General features: G+C 70.9%; 20 protein-coding genes. 12 read left to right on the forward strand and 8 right to left on the reverse strand.

The genetic code is table 11. The features are described 5' to 3' along the window. Positions 1-205: 205 nt before the first annotated feature. The 4 genes from hemE to rho all read left to right on the forward strand — a co-directional run bounded on the left by hemE (position 206) and on the right by rho (position 4,656). Complete coding sequence (gene hemE, locus ACO2Q3_RS23335) at positions 206-1,258, forward strand: uroporphyrinogen decarboxylase (RefSeq protein WP_423311042.1); 1,053 nt, start codon at positions 206-208, stop codon at positions 1,256-1,258. 4 nt (positions 1,259-1,262) lie between these two features. Then, positions 1,263-2,318, forward strand: a complete 1,056-nt coding sequence (gene hemH, locus ACO2Q3_RS23340) for a ferrochelatase (RefSeq protein WP_423311044.1) — start codon at positions 1,263-1,265, stop codon at positions 2,316-2,318. Continuing rightward, positions 2,318-2,779 carry a CopD family protein gene (locus ACO2Q3_RS23345; protein WP_423311046.1) on the forward strand — a complete coding sequence of 154 codons (462 nt, stop codon included), beginning with the start codon at positions 2,318-2,320 and terminating at the stop codon, positions 2,777-2,779. Before hemH ends, ACO2Q3_RS23345 begins: the two co-directional genes overlap by 1 nt. Positions 2,780-3,189: 410 nt before the next feature. Next, complete coding sequence (gene rho, locus ACO2Q3_RS23350; RefSeq protein WP_423311048.1) at positions 3,190-4,656, forward strand: transcription termination factor Rho; 1,467 nt, start codon at positions 3,190-3,192, stop codon at positions 4,654-4,656. Positions 4,657-4,924: 268 nt separating this feature from the next. On the opposite strand, the gene ACO2Q3_RS23355 is transcribed toward rho, so the two are convergent. Both ACO2Q3_RS23355 and ACO2Q3_RS23360 read right to left on the reverse strand, forming a co-directional pair. Next, positions 4,925-5,893, reverse strand: coding sequence for a quinone oxidoreductase family protein (locus tag ACO2Q3_RS23355; RefSeq protein ID WP_423311050.1), 969 nt, complete (start codon positions 5,891-5,893; stop codon positions 4,925-4,927). A 2-nt stretch (positions 5,894-5,895) separates the two neighbouring features. Next, positions 5,896-6,588: a dienelactone hydrolase family protein gene (locus tag ACO2Q3_RS23360; protein WP_423311052.1), complete on the reverse strand. Its 693-nt coding sequence runs from the start codon at positions 6,586-6,588 to the stop codon at positions 5,896-5,898. Between the two features lie 226 nt (positions 6,589-6,814). Here ACO2Q3_RS23360 and ACO2Q3_RS23365 point away from each other — a divergent pair, with 226 nt between their 5' ends. The 6 genes from ACO2Q3_RS23365 (at position 6,815) to ACO2Q3_RS23390 (ending at position 12,972) form a co-directional block, all read left to right on the forward strand. Beyond that, positions 6,815-7,066, forward strand: coding sequence for a DUF6489 family protein (locus ACO2Q3_RS23365; protein WP_423311054.1), 252 nt, complete (start codon positions 6,815-6,817; stop codon positions 7,064-7,066). Beyond that, positions 7,063-8,394 carry a tRNA uridine-5-carboxymethylaminomethyl(34) synthesis GTPase MnmE gene (mnmE, locus tag ACO2Q3_RS23370; protein ID WP_423311056.1) on the forward strand — a complete coding sequence of 444 codons (1,332 nt, stop codon included), beginning with the start codon at positions 7,063-7,065 and terminating at the stop codon, positions 8,392-8,394. The genes ACO2Q3_RS23365 and mnmE overlap by 4 nt, the downstream gene beginning before the upstream one ends. Positions 8,395-8,681: 287 nt before the next feature. Then, on the forward strand, positions 8,682-10,538 hold the full coding sequence (mnmG, locus tag ACO2Q3_RS23375) for a tRNA uridine-5-carboxymethylaminomethyl(34) synthesis enzyme MnmG (protein WP_423311058.1): 1,857 nt from the start codon (positions 8,682-8,684) through the stop codon (positions 10,536-10,538). After that, positions 10,513-11,205, forward strand: coding sequence for a 16S rRNA (guanine(527)-N(7))-methyltransferase RsmG (gene rsmG, locus ACO2Q3_RS23380; RefSeq protein WP_423311060.1), 693 nt, complete (start codon positions 10,513-10,515; stop codon positions 11,203-11,205). Before mnmG ends, rsmG begins: the two co-directional genes overlap by 26 nt. After that, positions 11,198-12,010 (forward strand): ParA family protein, encoded by an 813-nt coding sequence (locus tag ACO2Q3_RS23385; protein ID WP_423311062.1) that lies wholly within the window; start codon positions 11,198-11,200, stop codon positions 12,008-12,010. The genes rsmG and ACO2Q3_RS23385 overlap by 8 nt, the downstream gene beginning before the upstream one ends. A gap of 23 nt (positions 12,011-12,033) precedes the next feature. Then, positions 12,034-12,972 carry a ParB/RepB/Spo0J family partition protein gene (locus tag ACO2Q3_RS23390; protein WP_423311064.1) on the forward strand — a complete coding sequence of 313 codons (939 nt, stop codon included), beginning with the start codon at positions 12,034-12,036 and terminating at the stop codon, positions 12,970-12,972. A gap of 179 nt (positions 12,973-13,151) precedes the next feature. On the opposite strand, the gene holA is transcribed toward ACO2Q3_RS23390, so the two are convergent. From holA to ACO2Q3_RS23410, 4 genes are all read right to left on the reverse strand, one after another. Next, positions 13,152-14,201, reverse strand: a complete 1,050-nt coding sequence (gene holA, locus ACO2Q3_RS23395; RefSeq protein ID WP_423311066.1) for a DNA polymerase III subunit delta — start codon at positions 14,199-14,201, stop codon at positions 13,152-13,154. A 12-nt stretch (positions 14,202-14,213) separates the two neighbouring features. Continuing rightward, complete coding sequence (gene lptE, locus ACO2Q3_RS23400; RefSeq protein WP_423311068.1) at positions 14,214-14,777, reverse strand: LPS assembly lipoprotein LptE; 564 nt, start codon at positions 14,775-14,777, stop codon at positions 14,214-14,216. 135 nt (positions 14,778-14,912) lie between these two features. Beyond that, the gene (leuS, locus tag ACO2Q3_RS23405; RefSeq protein ID WP_423311070.1) at positions 14,913-17,516 is read right to left on the reverse strand and encodes a leucine--tRNA ligase; all 2,604 of its coding nucleotides are present in this window, start codon (positions 17,514-17,516) and stop codon (positions 14,913-14,915) included. Positions 17,517-17,636: 120 nt separating this feature from the next. Further along, positions 17,637-18,104 (reverse strand): DUF3576 domain-containing protein, encoded by a 468-nt coding sequence (locus tag ACO2Q3_RS23410; RefSeq protein ID WP_423311072.1) that lies wholly within the window; start codon positions 18,102-18,104, stop codon positions 17,637-17,639. Between the two features lie 306 nt (positions 18,105-18,410). Here ACO2Q3_RS23410 and ACO2Q3_RS23415 point away from each other — a divergent pair, with 306 nt between their 5' ends. Then, the gene (locus ACO2Q3_RS23415; RefSeq protein WP_423311074.1) at positions 18,411-18,776 is read left to right on the forward strand and encodes an NtrZ family periplasmic regulatory protein; all 366 of its coding nucleotides are present in this window, start codon (positions 18,411-18,413) and stop codon (positions 18,774-18,776) included. 204 nt (positions 18,777-18,980) lie between these two features. On the opposite strand, the gene ACO2Q3_RS23420 is transcribed toward ACO2Q3_RS23415, so the two are convergent. After that, the gene (locus ACO2Q3_RS23420; protein WP_423311076.1) at positions 18,981-19,598 is read right to left on the reverse strand and encodes a thiamine phosphate synthase; all 618 of its coding nucleotides are present in this window, start codon (positions 19,596-19,598) and stop codon (positions 18,981-18,983) included. Here ACO2Q3_RS23420 and ACO2Q3_RS23425 point away from each other — a divergent pair. Beyond that, positions 19,598-20,302 carry a YggS family pyridoxal phosphate-dependent enzyme gene (locus tag ACO2Q3_RS23425; protein ID WP_423311078.1) on the forward strand — a complete coding sequence of 235 codons (705 nt, stop codon included), beginning with the start codon at positions 19,598-19,600 and terminating at the stop codon, positions 20,300-20,302. The two genes, ACO2Q3_RS23420 and ACO2Q3_RS23425, sit on opposite strands and share 1 nt — an antisense overlap. Here ACO2Q3_RS23425 and ACO2Q3_RS23430 read toward each other — a convergent pair. Next, on the reverse strand, positions 20,274-20,801 hold the full coding sequence (locus ACO2Q3_RS23430) for a L,D-transpeptidase family protein (protein ID WP_423311080.1): 528 nt from the start codon (positions 20,799-20,801) through the stop codon (positions 20,274-20,276). The two genes, ACO2Q3_RS23425 and ACO2Q3_RS23430, sit on opposite strands and share 29 nt — an antisense overlap. Positions 20,802-20,828: the final 27 nt, after the last annotated feature.

Raw genomic sequence — 20,828 nt, forward strand, 5'->3', positions numbered from 1 at the left:
ATCCACATGTGGGCGTCGGCGCGCCGGGCCTGGGGACAGGCCTGTTGATGGGTGGCGCATGGGCGCTGGATGACGCCGAGTCATCCCCGATATCCACCGCCTTAATACCTTCTTTACCTCTCCTAAGACTTTCTTAATTAAGAAGAGGAGGTAAGGGCCCACACCGGGGCTTGAGACCATGCCGCCGAGGCGGTTTAAGACCCTCATGGCCCTTTCCGATCCGCCCCCCGCCACCACCGACGTTACGCCCCGCTTCCTGCGGGCCCTCGCGCACGAGACGCTGGACCGCCCGCCGATCTGGTTCATGCGCCAGGCCGGCCGCTCGCTGCCGGAATATCGCGAGCTGCGGACCCGGGCGCAGGACTTCATCTCGTTCTGCCACGATCCGGAGATGGCGGCCGAGGCGACGCTGCAGCCCATGCGGCGCTTCCCGTTCGATGCGGCGATCGTGTTCGCTGACATCCTGCTGATCCCGGGGGCCCTGGGCCAGCGTGTCTGGTTCGAGACCGGCGAGGGACCGCGGCTGGGCGAACTGCCGTCGATCGAGAGCATGGCCGACCAGGTGGAGGCATCCACCGAGCGGCTGTCGGCGATCGGCGAGACCCTGAAGCGGGTGCGCGCGGCGCTGGAGCCCGAGCGCGCCCTGATCGGCTTCGCCGGCGCGCCGTGGACGGTGGCGACCTACATGATCGAGGGCCGCGGCTCCGACCGGGTCCGCGCCCGCTCGCTGGCCTTCACCGATCCGGAGATGCTGGACCGGCTGATCGCAGTGCTGGTCGACGCCACCATCCGCTACCTGGTGATGCAGGTGCGCGCCGGCGCCCAGGCGCTGCAGCTGTTTGAGAGTTGGGCGGAGCTGCTGCCGGAGGACGTGTTCGAACGGGTGGTGACCCGCCCGCACGCCGCCATCGTCCAGGGCCTGCGGGACCAGGGGATCGACGTGCCGGTGATCGGTTTTCCGCGCGGCGCCGGCGCCCTGGTGGAGAACTACGCGGCGGCGGCCGGGGTGCAGGGGGTCGGCCTGGACGTGCAGGCCCCGGCCGCGCTCGGCCAAAGGTTGCAGAAGACCGTCACCATCCAGGGCGCGCTGGACCCGTTGCTGCTGCGCGCCGGCGGCGAAGCGCTGGACCGGCGGGTGGACCAGCTGCTGCAGCAGTGGGGCGGCGGGCCATACATCTTCAACCTGGGCCACGGGGTGATGCCCGACACGCCGGTGGACCACATCGGCCGGGTCGTGCATCGCGTGACCGGACTCTAGCCGCGTGGCCGCCCCGCGCCGGATCGCCGTCGTCCTGTTCAACCTCGGCGGGCCGGATGGGCCCGCGGATGTGCGCCCGTTCCTGCAGAACCTGTTCTCGGACCCGGCGATCATCGGCGCGCCGGCGGCGGTGCGCCTGCCGCTGGCCTGGTTCATCGCCAAGCGGCGCGAGACCACGGCCCAGGCCAACTATGCGTACATGGGCGGCGGCTCGCCGCTGCTGAAGCAGACCGAGGCGCAGGCGGAGGCGCTGGCGGGCGCCCTGGCCCGACGGCTGCCCGGCGACGAGGTGAAGAGCTTCATCGCCATGCGCTACTGGAAGCCGGACACGGCGCAGACCGCGCAGGACGTGGCCGCCTTCGCCCCAGACCGTATCGTGCTGGTCCCGCTCTATCCGCAGTATTCCACCGCCACCACCGCGTCGTCGCTGAGGGCTTGGCGAGAGACCTATCGTGGTCCTGGCGAGGCGCTGACCCTGTGCTGCTGGTACGCCAATGAGGGGCTGGTGGAGGCGCATGCGCGGGCGATCCTGGAGACCTGGACCCAGGCCGGCCACCCTCCGGTGCGGCTGCTGTTCTCGGCCCATGGCGTGCCCCAGGCGGTTATCTCACGTGGCGATCCCTACCAGTGGCAGATCGAGGCCACCTGCGCGGCAGTGGCCGAGCGGGTGAAGGAAACCTGGGGTCCGGGCCTGGACTGGGCGCTGTGCTACCAGAGCCGAGTCGGTCCCCTGAAGTGGCTGGGCCCGTCCACGCCGGAGGCGATCACGACCGCCGCCGAGGAAGGCCTGGGCGTGCTGATCGATCCGATCGCCTTTGTCTCCGAGCACGTCGAGACCCTGGTGGAGCTCGACATCGAGTATGCCCACCTGGCGGCCGAGCTGGGCATGCAGACCTACCTGCGGGCCCCGGCGGTGGGGACCGGGGCGGTGTTCATCGAAGGGCTGGCGGCCGCGACGGAGAAGGCCCTGAATGGTCTGTCCATGACCTCGGACAACGCCCGCTGCCCCGCCCCCTTCGGCCTCTGCGGCCAGCGCGCCTTCCTCGGAGCCCCCGCCTGATGCACGCCTCGACCCACGACGTCCTGATGGGGTTCCACATCGTCGCGGTGATGGCCTGGATGGCCGGCCAGCTCTATCTGCCGCGGCTTTATGTCTACCATTCCAAGGCGGCGGTCGGTTCGGAGATGGACCAGACCTTCCAGGTGATGGAGCAGAAGCTGCTGCGCATCATCATGAACCCGGCGATGATCCTGGCCTGGATCCTGGGCCTGAGCCTGATCTGGTACGACGGCCGCTACCTGTTCGGCTGGGGGTTCCTGGCGACGCCGTGGATGCTGACCAAGCTGGCCGGGGTGGTGTTCATGTCCGGCTGGCACGGCTTCCTGTCGGCCGCGCGCCGCCGGTTCGCCGCCGGGCAGCGGCCTTACTCCGAGAAGTTCTGGCGCATGACCAACGAACTGCCGTTCCTGGTGCTGATCGTCATGGTCCTGGCCATCACCACCAAGTTCACGTTCGGCTGAACTAGATCGCAGCGTCAGTCTCTTCCCCCTCTGGGGGAAGTCCCCGCTGGCCAGCGCGCGATAACCCCCTTCCCGGCCTTCGGCCGTACTTCCCCCAGAGGGGGAAGAGAGGTGGTGCGAGCTGCAGAAGAGGACCCTTGCGCCGGTCCGGAGGCTTCACCATCTGCGGCGTGGCGATGCGCTTCCTTGACGAGGCGCCCCGTTCTGTGGTTCCGCTGGTCGCGAGTTGCGGCGAAACCGCCTGCGGCTCCCCCGCCTTCCCTCCGGACCGGCCCGCCCTCGATGGCGGAGCACCCCGTCCGAACCCGAAATCCATCCGCCTCGTCCGCCCTCTTTCAGCGCGGTTCAGGGGCTTAAAGAACACTCAGGGTCTGTCCAGGCCCGGAGTCCATCCTCCGAAGAGTATACCCATGTCCGATACCGACACCCCCGAGACCGAGGCCGCCGGCGCCGCCGAAGAGGCCGCCCTGGAAGCTGCCACCACCGCGTTTCCGCCGCCGGAAGCCGCCGGCGAGGACGCCGTCGAGGGGATCAGCGCCGAGGACGACGGCGAAGACGCCGACGACAGCAACGAACCGTCCGCCGCCAGCAAGGCCATCGCCGCCCTCGGCCTCACCCGCATGACCCTGCAGGAGCTGAAGGAGAAGTCGCCGGCCGACCTGGTCGCCTTCGCCGAGCAGCTCGACATCGAGAACGCCAACTCGATGCGCAAGCAGGACATCATGTTCGCCATCCTCAAGACCCTCGCCGAAGAGGGCATCGAGATCGGCGGCTCCGGCACCCTGGAAGTGGTGCAGGACGGCTTCGGCTTCCTGCGCAGCCCGGAAGCCAACTACCTGCCCGGCCCCGACGACATCTATGTCTCCCCCTCGCAGATCCGGAAGTTCGGCCTGCGCACCGGCGACACCGTCGACGGCGGCGTGCGCGCGCCCCGCGAGGGCGAGCGCTATTTCGCCCTGACCAGCGTGCAGCTGATCAACTTCGAGAACCCCGACAACGTCCGCCACAAGGTGCTGTTCGACAACCTGACCCCGCTCTATCCGGAAGAGCGGCTGAAGATGGAGATCGAGGACCCGACGCTGAAGGACCGCACCGGCCGGCTGATCGACATCACCGCGCCGCTCGGCAAGGGCCAGCGCTGCCTGATCACCGCCCCGCCGCGGGTTGGCAAGACGGTGATGCTGCAGAACATCGCCAAGTCGATCGCCGCCAACCACCCCGAGTGCTACCTGATCGTGCTCCTCATCGACGAACGTCCCGAGGAAGTCACCGACATGCAGCGCACCGTGAAGGGCGAGGTGGTCTCCTCCACCTTCGACGAGCCGGCGACCCGCCACGTGGCGGTGGCCGAAATGGTGATCGAGAAGGCCAAGCGCCTGGTCGAGCACAAGCGCGACGTGGTGATCCTGCTGGACTCCGTGACCCGCCTGGGCCGCGCCTACAACACCGTGGTGCCGTCCTCGGGCAAGGTGCTGACCGGCGGTGTCGACGCCAACGCCCTGCAGCGGCCGAAGCGCTTCTTCGGCGCCGCGCGGAACATCGAGGAAGGCGGCTCGCTGACCATCATCGCCACCGCCCTGATCGACACCGGCAGCCGGATGGACGAGGTGATCTTCGAAGAGTTCAAGGGCACCGGCAACTCGGAAATCATCCTCGACCGCAAGGTCGCCGACAAGCGGATCTACCCGGCCATCGACGTGATCAAGTCCGGCACCCGCAAGGAAGACCTGATCACCCCGAAGGACCAGCTGCAGAAGGTCTACATCCTGCACCGGATCCTCAACCCGATGGGGGCGCAGGACGCCATCGAGTTCCTGCTCGACAAGCTGCGCCAGTCGAAGAACAACGCCGAGTTCTTCCAGTCGATGAACACCTGAGGCGGCGAGGTTCGCTTAACCGAATCGGCCCAGAGCCGGACGCGATCGGGCGGTGTTTCACGTGAAACACCGCCCGTTTTCGTTGGGCGCGGCTTCGCTTGAACTTCCAGGTCTGTCATCCCGGAATGGGCGCCAGCCCATATCCGGGACCGCCGGAAACGCTGACGTTCGCCGGCCCTAGCGGGCGCCGGCGCTTGCCGCGGTCCCGGATATCCGCTGCGCGGATTCCGGGATGACAGATGAAAGTTGGCGCGCGTTGCCGCCGCCGCTACGGCAGCAGCACCGTGGCCCCGACGGTCTCGCGGGCCTGCAGCGCCTCGTGCGCGGCGCGGGTGTCCTTCAGGGCGAAGCGCTGGCCGATCTCGACCTTCACCTGGCCGGAGAGGATCACCTGGAACAGGGCCGCGGCGCTCTCGTCCAGCTCCTCGGTGGTGGCCTGGTAGTCGCCCATGGTCGGCCGGGTCATGAACAGCGAGCCGCCCTGCATCAGCCGCAGCGGGGGGACCGGCGGGACCGGGCCGGAGGCGTTGCCGAAGGTGACGTAGGTTCCGCGCCGGGCGAGACTGGCCAGGCTCATCTCGAAGGTGGCGGCGCCGACGGAATCGTAGACCACCGGCACGCCCTGGCCGCCGGTGATCTCCTTGACCCGCGCCGGCACGTCCTCGGTGCGGTAGAGGATCACGTGATCGGCCCCATGCGCCCGGGCCAGGGCGGCCTTCTCCTCGGACCCGACCGTGCCGATCACCGTGGCGCCCAGCGCCTTGGCCCACTGCACCAGGATGGTGCCGACCCCGCCGGCCGCGGCGTGGGTGAGGATGGTCTGGCCGGACTTCACCGGGTAGCAGCGCCGCAGCAGGAACTCGGCGGTCATGCCCTTCAGCAGGGCGGCGGCGGCGACCTCGGCGGAGATGCCGTCCGGCAGCTTCACGGCGCGGGCGGCGTTCACCGCCTGGGCCTCGGCGTAGGCGCCCGTCGTGCCGGCATAGGCGATGCGGTCGCCCGCCTTGAAGCGGGTCACCCCCTCGCCCACCGCGCTGACCACGCCGGCGGCCTCCTGGCCCAGCACCAGCGGGAACTTCACCGGGTAGAGGCCGGAGCGCTGGTAGGTGTCGATGAAGTTCAGGCCCACCGCCTCATGGCGCACGACGACCTGGCCGGGCTTCGGCTCAGGCTCGGGGATGTCGACGACGTCGAGGACCTCGGGTCCGCCCGCTTCCCGGGCTTGTACGGCCAGCATGCTCAAAGCGCCTTCTTGAAGAATTCCAGGGTGCGGTTGCCCGCCACGGCGGCGTCGGCGGCGTCGTAGTGCTCGCCGCCCTCGCGGGCGAAGGCGTGGTCGCGGCCGGGGTAGGTGTGGATGGTGATGTGCGGATGGTTCTTCAGCGCCGCCAGGATCATCTCCTGCGCCGGCTTGGGCACGAACTGGTCCTCCTCGGCGATGTGCAGCATCAGCGGCGCGGCCAGCTTGTCGGCCTCCGCCAGCCGGTTCTCGATGCCGACTCCGTAATAGGACACGCTGGCGTCGGCGTCGGTGCGGGTGGCGGTGAGGAAGGCGAGCAGACCGCCCAGGCAGAAGCCCACCGCGCCGACCTTGCCGCTGACCCCGGGCATGGCCCTGGCCTGGGCGATCACCGCGGCGATGTCCTTGACCCCGGCGTCGACGTCGAAGGCGTTGAACAGCTCGAACGCCCGCTTCCACTCGGCCTCGCTCTTGTCGGTGATGTCGATGCCCGGCTCGATGCGCCAGAACAGGTCCGGGCAGATGGCGACGAAGCCCTTGGCGGCCAAGTCGTCGGTGATGTCGCGCATCACCTGGTTCACGCCGAAGATCTCCTGGATCACCACGATGGCGGGGGCGCTGTCGGCCTGAGGCCGCGCCAGATAGGCGGTGAAGTCGCCGTCAGGCGTCTTGATGGCGATGGTTTCGCCCATGGTGGTCATCCTCCGTCCCTGGAATTGAAAGGCGTACTAGAGCATGTCAGGCGAAAGTGGTTCCGGTTTCGCCGCCTGGACATGCTCTGACCGTTCGAGTTGGAGCCCTTCAGCGGGTCAGATGAAATCATCTGACCCTGAAGGGCTCTAGCGCGTGGCCCCCGGCTTGGCCCATAACAAACGCGTGGGCTTGAACAAGGCCCCGATCGCCTTCGGAGAGCCGGACATGAAAGTCAGCGTGGAAGTCGACTGCACCCCCGAAGAGGCGCGCACCTTCCTGGGCCTGCCGGACGTGCGGGCGCTCAACGAACACATGGTCGCCGAGATGAAGAAGCGCATGGACGCCAACATCGCCATGGCCGCGCCCGAAGAGCTGATGAAGACCTGGATGGCCTTCGGCGGCCAGGCCCAGGAACAGTTCATGAAGCTGATGACCGCGGCCACCGGCGCCAGCCTGCGGGGTAAGACCGGGGGATGACGGACACCATCTTCGCCCCCGCCACGGCGCCTGGCCGGGCGGCGGTGGCGGTGGTGCGAATCTCCGGCCCGGCGACCGCCGCGGCGCTGGCGGCGCTGGGCCTGCGTCGGCCGCCCGGCCCGCGGCGGGCGGCGCTGCGAACCCTCCGCTCGCCCCAGGGCGCCGTGATCGACAGGGGCCTGGTGCTCTGGTTCCCGGGGCCGTCCAGCTACACCGGCGAGGACAGCGCCGAACTGCATCTGCACGGCGGCCTGGCGGTCGTCGCCGCGGCCACCCAGGCCCTGCTGGACAGCGGCCTGCGGCTGGCCGAGCCGGGCGAGTTCACCCGCCGCGCCTTCGAGAACGGCCGCCTGGACCTCGACCAGGCCGAGGCCGTGGCCGACCTGGTGGACGCGGAAACCGACGCCCAGGCCCGCCAGGCGCTGGGCCAGCTCGAGGGCGCCCTTGGCGAACGCTACGACCACTGGCGCCGCCAGCTGATCGAGGCGCTGGCGCAGCTGGAGGCGGCGGTCGACTTCCCCGACGAGGACGTGCCGGCCGACGTCGCGGCCCGCGCCCGCGAGCCCATCGAGGCGTTGCTGACGGCCCTGGAAGCGGCGCTGGCCGACGAGGCGCGGGGCCGGCGCATCCGCGACGGCTACCGCATCGCCATCATCGGCGCGCCGAACGCCGGCAAGTCCAGCCTGTTCAACGCCCTGCTGGGCCGTGACGCCGCGATCGTCACCCCGATCCCCGGGGCCACCCGCGACGTGATCGAGGCCCCCCTGGTGCTGTCCGGCTACAAGGTGCTGCTGGCCGACATGGCCGGTCTGCGGGACACGGTCGATCCCGTCGAGGTGGAGGGGGTGCGGCGAGCCCGGGCCTGGGCCGCGGAGGCCGACCTGCGCCTGTGGCTGGTCGACGGCTCGGCCAGCGACGGCGCCTGGCGGCTCGCCGCCGACCTGCTGCAGCCGCGGGACATGGTGCTGCTCAACAAGGCGGACCTGGCCGAGGGCGCAGATGCCGCCGCCGTGCGGGCCGCGGCGCCCCAGGCGCAGGCCCTGTCGGTGTCGGCCGGCGGCGTGGCCGGGTTGCTCGCGGGACTGTCGGATCGCGTGACGGCGGACCTCTCGGGGGCGGAGTTCCCGGCGGTCACCCGGGCGCGCCACCGCGGCCTGCTGGAAGCCGCCCGCGATCACCTGCGCCGGGCCCTGGGCAGCCTGGAGGAACCCGAGCTGGCCGCCGAGGACGTGCGCCTGGCCGCCCGCGCCCTGGGCCGCGTGGCCGGCCGGATCGGGGCGGAAGACGTCCTGGACCTGGTGTTCGCGAGCTTCTGCATCGGCAAGTGAGAGCCGTTGTTTCACGTGAAACAGGGGGCTACCCCTCACCCAACCCTCTCCCCGCTCGCGGGGAGAGGGCTCTGAACCAGAGGCCGCGCGTTAGCCCTCTCCCGCTTGCGGGAGAGGGCCGGGTGAGGGTGTTTCACGTGAAACACAGCCCCTGGGGATAACCCCGGCCACCCTGTGAGCGACAACGTGTTTCACGTGAAACACCGGCCGCGCGCCTCGACCCTATAGGGGGCTTCCTATATGTAACGGGGGCGCCGGGACGCCGGCTAACCGAGTCTGGAGATGTCGTGACCCACGCGTGGGATGTGATCGTGATCGGCGGCGGGCATGCCGGATGCGAGGCGGCCGCCGCGGCCGCCCGCTTCGGCGCGCGCACCCTGCTGCTCACGCACAAGCTCGAGACGCTGGGCGAGATGTCCTGCAACCCGGCGATCGGCGGCCTGGGCAAGGGCCATCTGGTGCGCGAGATCGACGCCCTGGACGGGCTGATGGGCCGCATGGCCGACCAGGCCGGCATCCAGTTCCGGCTGCTCAATCGGTCGAAGGGCCCAGCCGTGCGCGGCCCCCGGGCGCAGATCGACCGGCGGCTCTACCGCGAGGCGATGCGGGCGGCGCTCGAGGCGCAGGCCAACCTGAGCCTGAAGGCCGAGGCGGTCGAGGACCTGATCGTCGAGGACGGCCGGGTCACCGGCGTGGTGGGCGCCACCGGCGAGACCTACCGCGCGGCCAGCGTCGTGCTGACCACCGGCACCTTCCTGAAGGGGGTGATCCACCGCGGCGACGAGCGCATTCCGGCCGGCCGTGTCGGCGACGCCCCGGCGATCGGCCTGTCCGACCGGCTGTACGCCAGCGGCCTGAAGATGGGCCGGCTGAAGACCGGCACCCCGGCCCGCCTGGATGGCCGGACGATCGATTGGGCCGGGCTGGAAATGCAGGCCGCCGACGCCGAGCCGGTCCCCTTCTCGTTCCTGACCGAGACCATCACCACGCCCCAGGTGGCGTGCGGGGTGACCTACACCACGGAAGCAACCCACCGGATCATCGCCGAGCGGCTCGGCGAGTCGGCGGTCTATGGCGGCAAGGTCACCGGCGTCGGGCCGCGCTACTGCCCGTCGATCGAGGACAAGGTGGTGCGGTTCGCCGACCGCTCCAGCCACCAGATCTTCCTCGAGCCCGAGGGGCTGGACGATCCGACGGTCTATCCCAACGGCATCTCGACCTCGGTCTCGGAAGAAACCCAGGACCTGTTCCTGCGCACCATCCCGGGCCTGGCCCAGGTGCAGGTGTTCCGCTACGGCTACGCCATCGAGTACGACTACGTCGACCCGCGCGAGCTGGACGTCGGCCTGCAGGTCAAGCGCCTGCCCGGCCTCTACCTGGCGGGCCAGATCAACGGCACCACGGGCTATGAGGAGGCGGGCGCCCAGGGCCTGGTCGCCGGGCTGAACGCGGCCCGCGCCGCCGCCGGCCAGGACGCCGCCAGCTTCGCCCGCGACGAGGCCTACATCGGGGTGATGATCGACGACCTGGTCACCCGCGGCGTGACCGAGCCTTACCGCATGTTCACCAGCCGCGCGGAGTTCCGACTGCAGCTGCGCGCCGACAACGCCGACCAGCGGCTGACAGCCAAGGGCGTCGCGCTCGGGGTCGTTCAATCAGCGCGCGCGAAAGTGTTCGAGGACAAGTCTCGCGTGCTTTTCGAGGTTCGCGAGCGCGCGCGAAAATTGGCTCTGTCGCCCACGGAGGCCGGCAAATTCGGGCTACGGGTCGGTCAGAACGGACAGCGGCGCAACATCTTCGAGCTTCTGGCCTTTCCGACGATCGATTTCCCAAGTCTTTCAAAGGTTTGGCCGGAGCTTGAGGCCTGGCCGCAATTTGCCCGGGAACAGGTCGAAATCGACGCCGCCTACCACGGCTACCTCGACCGGCAGGCCGCCGACGTCGAGCTGTTCCGCCGCGACGAGAATCTGACCCTGCCGGCCGACCTGGACTATGCCGCCCTCGGCGGCCTCTCCAACGAGGTGAAGGAAAAGCTGGCCGCCGTCCGGCCCGCCACCCTCGGCCAGGCCGCCCGCATCGAAGGCGTCACCCCCGGCGCGCTCACCGCCCTGCTCGCCCATGTCCGCCGCACGCGCGCTGCCTGACCCGATTACCGCGGACCCGGGATCCGTCGACCCGGCGGCGCTGGACGCCGCGGGGTTCGCCTCGCTTGCCGGGGCCACGCCAGAACAGCTGGCCGACCTGGCGCGGTTCGAGACCCTGCTCGGCGACTGGAACGGGCGGATGAACCTGGTCGGGCCGGCGACCCTGCCGCAGTTCTGGTCGCGCCATGCCTGGGACAGCGCGCAGCTGCTGCCGCTGGCCCCGGACGCCCGGACCTGGGCCGACCTCGGCGCCGGCGCGGGCTTTCCGGGCCTCGTGCTGGCGATCCTGCTGAACGGCCGGGCGGACCCGGGCGGCCAGGGTCCGCGGGTGCATCTGGTGGAGAGCATGGCCAAGCGCTGCCGCTTCCTGGCCGAGGTGGTGACCGAGCTCGCCCTCCCCGCCCAGGTGATCAATGCCCGGGCCGAGGACGTGAAGCTGAAGGTCGACGTGGTCACCGCCCGGGCCGTCGCCCCCCTCACCCGCCTGCTGTCCTACGCGCAGCCGTTCATGGCCCGCGGCGCCCGCGCCCTGTTCCTCAAGGGCCAGGACGCCGAGGCCGAGATCGCCGAGGCCCGCGCGGCGTGGCGGTTCGACGTCGACATCCTGCCCAGCCAGAGCGACCCCCGCGGCCGCATCCTCTCGATCGAAAGGCTTTCCCGTGCCTGAGGCGAAGACGAAACCCCTGCGCGTGCTCGCCGTCGCCAACCAGAAGGGGGGCGTGGGCAAGACCACCACGGCGATCAACATCTGCGCCGCCCTGGCCGCGGTCGGCGAGAAGGTGCTGCTGATCGACGCCGATCCGCAGGGCAACGCCTCCACCGGCCTGGGCGTGCCGCGGCACATGCGCGCCAAGACCCTGTACGACGTGCTGATGGACGGGGTGTCGATCGCCGACGCCGCGGTGCAGACCGAGCTGCCGGGCCTGAAGCTGCTGCCGTCGGAACCGGACCTCTCCGGCGTGGAGCTGGAGCTGGGGCAGACCCCGCGCCGCTCGTTCAAGCTGAAGGACGCCCTGGCCGCCGTGCGGGCCGAGGAGAGCTACAGCTACGCCCTGATCGACTGCCCGCCGTCGCTGAACCTCCTGACCATCAATGCGATGACGGCGGCCGACGCGGTGCTGGTGCCGCTGCAGTGCGAGTTCTTCGCCCTCGAGGGCCTGACCCAGCTGATGCGCACCGTCGAACTGGTGAAGGGCAGCCTCAACCCGGCCTTGCAGATCCAGGGCGTGGTGCTGACCATGTACGATCGGCGCAACAGCCTGTCGGCGCAGGTGGCGCGCGACGTGCGCGAACACTTCGGCGACAAGGTCTACGAGACCATCATCCCGCGCAACGTGCGGGTGTCGGAGGCGCCGTCGTTCGGCAAGCCGGCGCTGATCTATGACCTGAAGTGCTCGGGCAGCCAGGCCTATCTGAAGCTGGCGCGCGAGCTGGTGACCCGCGAGCGCGTCGAGCGCGCCAGCGCCGTCTGAACACGAATTCCGGAGAGACACGCATGGCCGAGAGCCGACGGGGACTGGGACGCGGATTGTCGGCCCTGCTGGACGAGGTGGGGGCCCAGGAGCTTCCGGCCACGCCCGAGGCGCGCGCCGCGGCGCCCGTCGCCGCGCCTGCGGCCGGCGGCGCGCTGGATGTGCCGATCGAGCTGATCCGGCGCAATCCGGAGCAGCCGCGCCGCAGCTTCGCCCAGGCCGAGCTGGACGAGCTGGCCGCCTCGGTGAAGGAAAAGGGCGTGATCCAGCCGATCCTGGTGCGCCCGGTCGAGGGCGTCGCCGGGGAGTACCAGATCGTCGCCGGCGAGCGCCGCTGGCGCGCCGCGCAGCTGGCCGGGCTGCACACGGTGCCGGTGCTGGTGCGCGAGCTGAGCGACGCCGAGGTGATGGAAATCGCCCTGATCGAGAACGTGCAGCGCGCCGACCTGAACCCGATCGAAGAGGCCCAGGCCTACCAGGCCATGGCGCTGCGCTTCGCCCACACCCAGGAGGCGCTGGCCAGGATCGTCGGCAAGAGCCGCAGCCACGTGGCCAACACCATGCGCCTGCTGCGCCTGCCGGCGCCGGTGATCGAGCACCTGGAGGCCGGCCGCCTCAGCGCCGGCCACGCCCGCGCCCTGCTGGACGTCGCCGGCGCTGAAACCCTGGCCCAGCGCATCGTCGACCAGGGCCTGAACGTGCGCCAGACCGAGATCCTGGCCCGCCAGGCCGGCGAGGCGGCTGCGCCCGGCAAGCCGGCCGCGGCGCGCAAGCCGAAGGCCGGCAAGGACGCCGACACCCGCGCCCTGGAGGCCGACCTCGCCGAGGTGCTGGGCCTGGACGTGGAAATCCGCGACGCCGGCGGCGCCGGCGAGCTGCGCATCCAGTACGCCACCCTCGAACAGCTCGACGACCTCTGCCGCCGCCTGACGCGGGCCGCGCCGCCGGTGGGGCAGGGCTAGGGGGCGAGGGCGTAACCCCTCACCCTCCCACGCCCCTTGCTCGCGCAAGGCGCGCGGGCCCCTCCCTCTCCCTGTGGGAGAGGTGAATTAAGTTGCGCTAATCATTGGGAAAAACACCTCTCCCATAGGGAGAGGGAGGGGCCCATGGCGCAGCCATGGGAAGGTGAGGGGTTACGCCCCTAAAGCCCCAGCCGCCGGGCCCGGCCGGCGATCATCAGCGCCAGGCGTTCCGAGATCAGGCGGTCGGGGCTGCCGGATTGCTTGCAGGCGAGGTCGGCGGCCAGGATGTCGGCCTGAACCCCGTCGAGGTCCTTCAGCGACCAGCTGCGGGCCTGGCGCAGGAACTCCCGTTCGGCCTTCCAGAACACGCCCGAGGCCTTGGCGGCCTCCTGCAGGCCGGCGCCGGCCTGGTGCAAGGTCAGGGTGCGGCGCAGCTTCGCCAGGTGCATGCCCATGGCCCGGACCGCGGCGGGACCCCCCTCCCCTTCCTGGGCCGCGCGGCGCAGCCCGGCGTGCGCCGCGCCGAGACGGCCGCCGAAGGCGTCCTGCGCGGCGTCCAGCAGCGAGGCCTCGGGCTCCACGCCCAGGAAGTCCTCCAGGTCGGCGGCCCGCGCCACCCGGCCCGAACCCGGCCCCAGGAACAGCGCCAGGCGCTCGATCTCGCTGCGCGCCACCCCGCGTTCGCGCGGCAGCCGGCTGACGAACAGGTCCAGGGCATCGGTCTCGATGCCCACCTTGTCGGCGGCCAGGGCCTCGCGGGTCAGCCGCGCCAGGTCGCCCGGCTCGTCCTCGTAGCAGGGGATCACCACCACCCCCTGGATCTTCTCGCCGACCTTGCGCACCTGCGAGTCCCGGCCCAGGGCCCCGCCCTCGATCAGGAAGAAGGCGTCGGGGTTGAAATCGCCCGCGGCGTGGGCCGCCAGGGCTTCGGAGGCCGCCCGGTCGACGGCCGCCTTCTCGCCCAGGCGCAGGCGCACCAGCCGGCGGCCGCCCATCATCGAGATCGCCTGCAGCTCACCCTCCAGCTTGCCCACCTCGCCGTCGATGTCGGCCTCGGTCAGCAGGGCGCAGTCGAACGGATCGTCCGGCCGGTCGGTGACCGCCGCGGCCAGCGCCTGGGCGCGCTCGCGCACCACGCCGACGTCGCGGCCATAGATCACCGCCACGCGGATCGCCGGGTCCGGGGTCTTCAGGAAGCGCTCGATGTCGGGCCGGCGCGAGAGGATCATGCGCGAAGGGCCTCAGCCGCCCCCGGCGTTGCGCTTGGCCAGCCATACCGACAGCGCCAGGCGGATGCGCCGCGCGGCGTCCGAGGCGGCCCGGCGCTGGGTGTCCTCGCGTGCGGCGATGCCGGCGTAAGGCTGGTCGGCGGCGTCATAGCTGACCTGGCTGGTGACCTGGCCGGCGGTCGCCACCTTGCCGGTGGCCGCATCGGTCAGGGTGTACTTCACCGTCACCTGCACCTCGTAGCGCTCGGCGGTGTTGTCCTCGCGCAGGCCGCGCGGGTCGCGGGTCTGGCCGACGTCGAGGTTCAGCCGCCAGGCGGCCGGCGTCGCCTTGTCGCGCGCCAGCTCGTCGTCCAGGTCCTGGCGCAGCAGGTAGCCGACCCGGCCCTCCGGCGCGATCACCTGGATCGACGACAGCCCGGGAGAGACCCCGTTCTCGGCGTAGAGCGGCGTGAACCCGCAGCCGGCCAGGGGCGCGGCGGCGGCGACGAGGCCCAGGGCGACAAGGGCGCCACGCGCCTTCTCCCCTTGCGGGAGAAGGTGTCGGCGAAGCCGACGGATGAGGGGTCGGGCAGCCATCGTGATTGTCCTAACTCCCACCTTTACGTGCGCCGCGAAGACGCCAGACCCGAACCGCCATCGACCCCTCATCCGACCCGCTGTGCGGGCCACCTTCTCCCGCAAGGGGAGAAGGGCGAGGGACAGCCGCTGAAGCTACCCCGCCACCAGATTGACGATGCGGTCCTTGACCACGATCACCTTGCGGATCGTAAGCCCTTCGAGCCGCTGCGCAATCTCCGGATCGGCCAGGACCAGCTTCTCGACCTCAGCCTCGCTGGCGCCGGCGGGGGCGCGGACCTCGCCGCGGCGCTTGCCGTTGATCTGCACCGGCAGCACCTTCTCGTCGTCCTCGGTCAGGGCCGGATCGAACACCGGCCAGTCGGCGGTGGCGACCATCCCTGCCTCGCCCAGCCGCGCCCAGCATTCCTCGGCCAGGTGCGGGGCATAGGGGGCGATCAGCCGGGCCAGGGCCGACAGCGCCTCGCGCCGCGCGGCCAGGCCCTCGGCGGAGGCTCCTGACGTGGGCAAGCCCTTGAAGGCGTTGACGAATTCGTACAGCCGGGCGACCGCGCTGTTGAACCGGAAGCCGTCGATCGCCTCGGTCACCGCCTTCACCGTGCGGTGGGTGGCCTTGCGCAGGGCCAGGGCCGCCGCGGCGTCGTCGACCGCCGGCTCGGCCACGGCCTCCGCCTGGGCGTCGAACTCGTTCCAGATGCGGTTGATCAGCCGCCAGGCGCCCTCGATGCCGCCCGTGGTCCATTGCACGTCGCGGTCGGGCGGCGAGTCGGACAGCACGAACAGGCGCGCGGCGTCCACGCCGTAGGCGTCGGCGATGTCGGCCGGGGCGACGACGTTGCGCTTGGACTTGGACATCTTCTCGATGTCGCCGATCACCAGCGCCTCGCCAGTCTCGGCGATGGTGGCGCGGCGGGTCTGGCCCTCGCTGACCACCTCGACGGCGCCGGCGTCGACCCACTCGCCGTTCTGCCGGCGATAGGTCTCGTGCGTGACCATGCCTTGCGTGAACAGGCCGGCGAACGGCTCGCTGACGCTCAGCAGCCCCTCGTCGCGCAGGGCGCGGGTGATGAAGCGCGCGTACAGCAGGTGCAGCACGGCGTGCTCGATGCCGCCGATGTACTGGTCCACCGGCATCCAGTAGTCGGCCGCCGCCTTGTCCACCGGCGCCTTGGCGTGCGGGTTGGCGTAGCGGGCGAAGTACCAGGACGAGTCCACGAAGGTGTCCAGGGTGTCGGTGTCGCGCTCGGCCGGGCCGCCGCAGTCGGGGCAGGTCGTAGCCTTGAAGGTCGGGTGCCGCGCCAGGGCGTTGCCGGGCTTGGAGAAGTCCATGCCGGTGGGCAGGCGCACGGGCAGCTGGTCCTCCGGCACGGCGACCACGCCGCACCTGGCGCAGTGCACCACCGGGATCGGGCAGCCCCAGCCGCGCTGGCGCGCCACGCCCCAGTCGCGCAGGCGATAGACCGTGGCCCCTTCGCCCTGGCCCTGGGCCTCGATGCGGGCGATGGCGGCGGCCTTGGCTTCCTCGATGCTGAGGCCATCCAGGAAGCCGGAATTGATGATCACATCCGTCGAGCCGCCAATATAGGCTTGGCCAGAAGCAATCTCGGCGGCGATTTGATCCCGCAGGCCCTCCGAGCCGTGTGTTACTACCTGGGTCACTGGCAGCGAATATTTCCGAGCGAAGTCCAGGTCGCGCTGGTCGTGCGCCGGACAGCCGAAGATCGCCCCCGTGCCGTAGTCCATCAGGATGAAGTTGGCGATCCACACCGGCAGTTCCCAGGCCGGATCGAACGGATGGGCGACCTTCAGGCCGGTGTCGTAGCCCAGCTTCTCGGCCGACTCGATCTCGGCCTCCGAGGTGCCGCCCTTGCGGCATTCGGCGATGAAGTCGGCGACCTTGGGGTCGGCCGCCGCCAGCTGCTCGGCCAGCGGGTGGTCCGGCGAGACGGCCACGAAGCTGGCGCCGAACAGGGTGTCGGGCCGGGTGGTGTAGATCGGCAGGCCGTCCGCGTAGCCCTGCGGCGCCGCGCCCGACCACAGGAACCGCATCTTCAGGCCCCTGGACCGTCCGATCCAGTTCTCCTGCATGATGCGGACCTTCTCGGGCCAGCGGTCCAGGGTCTTCAGGCCCTCCAGCAGCTCGTCGGCGTACTGGGTGATGCGCATGAACCACTGGTTCAGCTTCTTGCGCTCCACCGGCGCGCCCGAGCGCCAGCCCTTGCCGTCGATCACCTGTTCGTTGGCCAGCACGGTCATGTCGACCGGGTCCCAGTTGACCAGGCCTTCCTTGCGATAGACCAGGCCGCTCTTCCACAGGCGCAGGAACAGGGCCTGCTGCTGGCCGTAGTATTCCGGGTCGCAGGTGGCGAACTCGCGCGACCAGTCGATCGACACGCCCAGCCGCTTCAGCTCGTCGCGCATCACCGCGATGTTGTCATAGGTCCAGGCGGCGGGGTCGACGCCCCGCTCGGCGGCGGCGTTCTCCGCCGGCAGGCCGAAGGCGTCCCAGCCCATCGGGTGCAGCACGTTGTAGCCGCGGGCGCGCTTGAAGCGGGCCACCACGTCGCCCATCGCATAGTTACGCGCGTGGCCGACATGCAGACGCCCCGACGGATAGGGGAACATCTCCATGACGAAGTACTTCGGCTTGTCCGACGCCTCGCTGGCGCGGAACACGTCGGCGTCGGCCCAGGCGTTGCGCCACTTGGGTTCGACTTCTTTGGGATTGTATCGGGCCATGTCGTGACGGCTCTTAAGGGTGGATTGGTCGAAGGGAAATGGCTTCGAACGCGCCCAAAAGGACTTTCAGGCGCGTTCCGGTCCGAAGCGCGCCTTTACGTCAGTCGAACGAAGGCGGCCTCAGCCGTGGAGGTTGGAGAGCCTAAGCTGGCGGGCCTTGGTCAGGATCGCGTTCTCGATGTCCGTCGCCGTCTGGCTGGCGGTCGGCGAGGCGGTCCAGCCGCCGGCGCCGTTGGACACTTCCTTGAACACCGTGACGTTCAGCCCGTCCGCGCGCAGGCGCGAATCCAGGATGTACACCGTGCACTTGAAGCGCTCGTCCGGCTTTTCCGGGTTCACGTACCAGTCGGTGATCACCACGCCGCCGAATGGGTCGGCCGACTGCAGCGGCATGAAGGCCAGGGTGTCGAGCGTGGCGCGCCACAGATAGCCGTTGACGCCGATCGTCGCCGGCGGCGGACCGCCGCGGGAATTGCCCGCATGCAGGGGATTGGCCGCCCGACCGCCGCACGCCGCGAGGCCGACGACGCTCAGGGCCATGACCCCGATCATCGCGCCGCGCCTGAAGGTCCCGCGCTCAAACGGCATGCCTTGTCGCTCCAATATAGTTTCTGGCCGTGGCACTATGCACGACCCCGCTCGCCCCCGGAAGGACGCGTCTATAGCATCAAGCTTCGGCCGCCAAACAGGAATCGCGTTGCGGAGTCGCCACAGGGCGCGGCTCATTGCGGCGCCTGGGCCAAGAGTCGACCTCGGCGCCTTGACGTTGTCAGTCACGCGCCCTTAATCGAAATGAGCTTAGAACGATGTCACCCCCATTTTGGGGGCGATCGTTGGGGCTTGAGGGGCAGTTGGGTGGCGATGGCGCCGGTGAAGTCTAGCGTAGCGGCCTGCGTGGCGCTCGCCCTCGTGGCGATCGCGACCGGCGCGCATGCGCAGCAGGCGCCGCGCCAGGCGGGCCAGGCCGACGCGTTCGCCGCGCAGCCCCCGACCACCACCAACCCCACCGCGCCGCATCGCAGCCTGCAATGGGACGCCAAGACCGGCCGCTGGGGCCTGTCGCTGGACATGACCCAGCACACCGACCGCGACATGCAGTGGAAGGACGTGGCGCCGGGGGTCTACTACCGCGCCACCCCGCGCCTGCGCGTGGGCGCCGGGGTCTCGCTGAGCAATGATTCGGTGGACACCACGGCCACCAAGATCCAGCCCCAGCCCACCGCCCCGCGGGTCCGCCTGGAAACCACCTTCAAGTTCTGATCCGCTTCCCCGGTCACCCCGGGCGGAGCGCAGCACAGACCTTCATCCCATCTGTCATCCCGGAATGGGCGACAGCCCATATCCGGGACCGCCGGAAGCGCTGGCGCTTGCCGGCCGTAGCGGGCGCCGACGCCTGCCGCGGTCCCGGATATCCGCTGCGCGGACTCCGGGATGACAGAAGATGGGTGACGTCGCCCGCGCCGCTCACTCCATCACCGCCTCCACGGCCGCCACGCCGATCACCCCGCTCATCGCCAGCCGCCGCGCCGTGCGCCCGTTGACGCCGCCCAGGGCATAGGCCGGCAGGCCGGCGGCGCGCGCCAGGGCCGCCAGCCGGGTTGGGCCCAGCGGCTTGCCGGCCGACGGGCTGCGGCTGGGAAAGGCCGGGGAGATCACGGCGGCGTCGACCCCCCCGCGACGGGCCCGCAGCAGCGCCGGCAGGTCGTGCGCCGCGGCGGTGATCCGCCATCCCGGCCGTCCGCGCCTCAGGCGCTGCGCGGTGTGGGCCAGCCGCTCGGGCAGGTGCACGCCGTCCGCCCGCAGCGCGCGGGCCAGCCGCGCATCGGCCCCGACCAGGAACACCAGGCCGCGGTTTCGCGCGATCGCCCGAAGCCGGCGGCCCTGCGCCAGGGCGTCCGGCGCGCCGAAGGCGCGGAACACCACCCCGGCGCCGCGCGGCAGGCGGCGCAGCACCGCTTCGGGGTCGGGGGTGCGCGCCGGATCGGTGAAGAAAAGCAGCGGCGGCGGTTGCTTTCGCCCGCCCCGGCGACGATCTAGCCTCAGCGCCGCCCGCCAGAGGTCCGAAAGGCCCGATCCGCTCAATGCCCGACCCCTCCGAGCCCGTCCCGCAGCCCGCCGCCGATACGCCCCTGGCGCGCATCGCCGCCGCGGCGCGGGCCGCCGGCCGCGACCCGGCCTCGGTGAGCCTGACGGCGGTGTCCAAGCAGCAGCCCTGGGAGGCCGTGGCCCCGGTGGTCGCCGCCGGACAGCGGGTCTTCGGCGAGAACCGCGTGCAGGAGGCGGCAGAGCGCTGGGCGGGGCGGCGCGAGGGCCTGCAGCTGCGGCTGATCGGCCCGCTGCAGACCAACAAGGCGCGCGAGGCCCTGGCCCTGTTCGACGTGATCGAGACGGTGGACCGCGAGCGGCTGGCCCGGGTGCTGGCCGACGAGATCCAGCGCGCCGGCAAGGCTCCGCGGCTGCTGGTGCAGGTAAACACCGGCGAGGAGCCGCAGAAGGCCGGCGTGTCGCCGACCGAGGCCGACGCCTTCATCGCCCTGTGCCGCGGCCCGCTCGGCCTGACGATCGAGGGCCTGATGTGCATCCCGCCGGAAGCCGAGCCGCCGGGGCCGCACTTCGCCCTGCTGGCGAAGATCGCCGCCCGCAACGGCCTGGCGGCGCTGTCGATGGGGATGAGCGCCGACTTCGAGACGGCGATCGCCTTCGGCTCCACCGAGGTGCGGGTCGGCTCGGCCCTGTTCGGCGCGCGGGCGAAGCACGTCAGCCCGCCGGCGCCGGCCGGATCCTGAGCACGTCGCCGGGCGCGGCGCGGGCCAGCACCGCCTCCAGGTCAGGCCTGGCCAGGGCGACGCAGCCGGCGGTCGGCGCATAGTCGGGCCGCGCCAGGTGCAGGAAGATCGCCGACCCCATCCCCGACACGGGCGGGTCATCGTTGTGCCCCAGCACCACGATCAGGTCGTAGACATGATCCTCGAGCCACAGAGATTCGGCGCTGGCCGGGTAGGGCAGGCGGACCGGCCGGTTGTAGGCCGGGTCGCCCGGCGCATCGCACCAGCCGTCGTGCGGGCCGATCGGCTGGCAGGGCAGGGCGGTGGCCGGCGGACCGCCGCGGTCGGCCCGGTAGAGCAGCCGCCGCATGGGCCACGATCCCAGGGGACTGGCCCCGTCGCCCTCGCGCTTTTCGGCCGCCGGCAAGGTCCCGCCGCGGCCCAGGGCGCAGCGGAAACGCCGGGCGCCGGTTCCGTCGTGGAAGGCGAAGGTTCCATCAGCGAAGGCGTCGAAGATCATGCTATGGCTTTGGGCTATGGCTTCTGG

This window comes from Caulobacter sp. KR2-114 (assembly GCF_049446115.1).
Classification (GTDB): Bacteria; Pseudomonadota; Alphaproteobacteria; order Caulobacterales; family Caulobacteraceae; genus Acaudatibacter.

Bases quoted from the DNA above. Each gene is read 5' to 3' on its own strand.
- hemE (WP_423311042.1), top strand. From the start codon at position 206: ATGGCCCTTTCCGATCCGCCCCCCGCCACCACCGACGTTACGCCCCGC.
- ACO2Q3_RS23345 (WP_423311046.1), top strand. From the start codon at position 2,318: ATGCACGCCTCGACCCACGACGTCCTGATGGGGTTCCACATCGTCGCG.
- rho (WP_423311048.1), top strand. From the start codon at position 3,190: ATGTCCGATACCGACACCCCCGAGACCGAGGCCGCCGGCGCCGCCGAA.
- ACO2Q3_RS23355 (WP_423311050.1), bottom strand. From the start codon at position 5,893: ATGCTGGCCGTACAAGCCCGGGAAGCGGGCGGACCCGAGGTCCTCGAC.
- ACO2Q3_RS23360 (WP_423311052.1), bottom strand. From the start codon at position 6,588: ATGGGCGAAACCATCGCCATCAAGACGCCTGACGGCGACTTCACCGCC.
- ACO2Q3_RS23365 (WP_423311054.1), top strand. From the start codon at position 6,815: ATGAAAGTCAGCGTGGAAGTCGACTGCACCCCCGAAGAGGCGCGCACC.
- mnmE (WP_423311056.1), top strand. From the start codon at position 7,063: ATGACGGACACCATCTTCGCCCCCGCCACGGCGCCTGGCCGGGCGGCG.
- rsmG (WP_423311060.1), top strand. From the start codon at position 10,513: ATGTCCGCCGCACGCGCGCTGCCTGACCCGATTACCGCGGACCCGGGA.
- ACO2Q3_RS23390 (WP_423311064.1), top strand. From the start codon at position 12,034: ATGGCCGAGAGCCGACGGGGACTGGGACGCGGATTGTCGGCCCTGCTG.
- holA (WP_423311066.1), bottom strand. From the start codon at position 14,201: ATGATCCTCTCGCGCCGGCCCGACATCGAGCGCTTCCTGAAGACCCCG.
- lptE (WP_423311068.1), bottom strand. From the start codon at position 14,777: ATGGCTGCCCGACCCCTCATCCGTCGGCTTCGCCGACACCTTCTCCCG.
- leuS (WP_423311070.1), bottom strand. From the start codon at position 17,516: ATGGCCCGATACAATCCCAAAGAAGTCGAACCCAAGTGGCGCAACGCC.
- ACO2Q3_RS23410 (WP_423311072.1), bottom strand. From the start codon at position 18,104: ATGCCGTTTGAGCGCGGGACCTTCAGGCGCGGCGCGATGATCGGGGTC.
- ACO2Q3_RS23425 (WP_423311078.1), top strand. From the start codon at position 19,598: ATGCCCGACCCCTCCGAGCCCGTCCCGCAGCCCGCCGCCGATACGCCC.
- ACO2Q3_RS23430 (WP_423311080.1), bottom strand. From the start codon at position 20,801: ATGATCTTCGACGCCTTCGCTGATGGAACCTTCGCCTTCCACGACGGA.